The 273-nt window shown below is 65.6% G+C and carries 1 protein-coding gene; it reads left to right on the top strand.

Going from position 1 to position 273, the window contains the following annotated elements:
• A partial coding sequence (locus R0J88_RS20195) for an ABC transporter permease subunit (protein ID WP_410900906.1) occupies positions 1–273 on the top strand: 273 nt, incomplete at both ends.

Genomic DNA, 273 nt, shown 5'->3' with positions numbered 1-273 from the left:
ATCTTCGGCATCATGGGGATCATCAACCTGGCGCACGGCAGCTTCTACATGATCGGCGCCTACATGGCGTTCGCGCTGGGGCCGGCGGTGGATCGCTGGCTCGGCGGCGGCTTCGTCGTCACCCTGGCGGTGTGCGTGCTGGCCGCGGCCGCGCTCGGCTATCTGCTGGAGGCGGCGTTCTTCAGCTACCTGTATCGCCGCAACCACCTGCAGCAGGTGCTGATGACCTACGGCCTGATCCTGGTGTTCGAGGAACTGCGCAGCATCCTGGTG

Origin of the sequence: Pseudoalteromonas sp. SIMBA_162 (assembly GCF_046535955.1) — a bacterium.
GTDB classification, from domain to species: Bacteria; Pseudomonadota; Gammaproteobacteria; order Enterobacterales; family Alteromonadaceae; genus Pseudoalteromonas; species Pseudoalteromonas marina.
Note: the sequence above shows the minus strand (reverse complement) of the source record. Positions and strands in the feature narration are given on the sequence as shown.